This window comes from Actinomyces sp. S6-Spd3 (assembly GCF_000758755.1).
Classification (GTDB): Bacteria; Actinomycetota; Actinomycetes; order Actinomycetales; family Actinomycetaceae; genus Pauljensenia.
In genome coordinates this window covers 1-960 of record NZ_JRMV01000156.1, presented here as the reverse complement: position 1 = coordinate 960, position 960 = coordinate 1, and the positions used below count along the sequence as shown (strand labels likewise).

Sequence of the window (960 nt, the reverse complement as noted above, 5' to 3'; positions counted from 1 at the left end):
AGCGGGTCAAGGATCTGCGTATTCGCCTGATGCTCGGCGCTGAAGTTACCGGCGTTAAAACGGATGGCAAGCGCGTCACCCACGTAATCACCGACAGCGCTGGTGGCGGCCGTGAGATTGCTTGCGACAACGTGGTCCTGGCTGGCGGCGGGTTCGAGTCCGGTGCAATCACGCTGGATTCTTACGGCAAGATTTTTGAGCGCGCGCTGGGTCTGCCCGTGACGGGTGGTGAACTGCCAGACCTCGTACATGGTAACTACTGGGGCGAGGAGCAGAACCTGTTCAAGGTAGGCGTTGCGGTTGATAGCGATATGAGGCCGGTTGACCACGACGGCAAGGTTGTGTACGACAACGTACGCGTAATTGGTGGAACGATTGCTGGCGCTAAGCGTTGGCGAGAGAAGTCGGGCGAAGGCATTGCTCTTGGTTCGATGATTCGGGCAACCGATTCGATTCTCGGAGGTAAGTAATGAGTGACGCATTGAAGTTCGCACAGCAAAACTTTGCGCGCGCAACCCTAGATAACTGCGTTAAGTGCACGATCTGTGAGACGCAGTGCCCGGTGGCCCGTGTAACTCCGCTGTTCCCCGGACCTAAGTTTGTGGGTCCGCAGGCCGAGCGTTTCCGCCACGGCCAGTCGGTGGACCACTCGCTGGACTACTGCTCGGGTTGCGGTATTTGCACCATGGTTTGCCCGCAGGGCGTGAAGATCGCAGAGATCAACGCGCAGGCTCGCGCGGTTATGAAGGCACAGAACGGCATGCCGATTCGCGACCGCCTAATCACGCAGACCGATCTTATGGGCAAGGTAATGACCCCGTTCGCTCCCATTGCGAATGCTGCGCTTGGTATCAAGCCGCTACGCAAGGTTGTTTCCGCTGTTGTTGGCGTTTCTGAGGGAGCGCCTATGCCTACTGCGCACAACCAGTCGCTTCGCGGATGGTTGAAGAAGCGCAAGGC

1 protein-coding gene and 1 pseudogene are annotated in these 960 nt (G+C 58.2%); both read left to right on the top strand.

What is annotated here, in order from left to right:
* Positions 1 to 470: pseudogene (locus HMPREF1627_RS00935) on the top strand (glycerol-3-phosphate dehydrogenase subunit GlpB); the annotation flags it as partial.
* On the top strand, positions 470 to 960 hold a 491-nt coding region (locus HMPREF1627_RS00930; RefSeq protein ID WP_034500372.1), incomplete at its 3' end, for a 4Fe-4S dicluster domain-containing protein. The pseudogene HMPREF1627_RS00935 and the gene HMPREF1627_RS00930, both read left to right, overlap by 1 nt.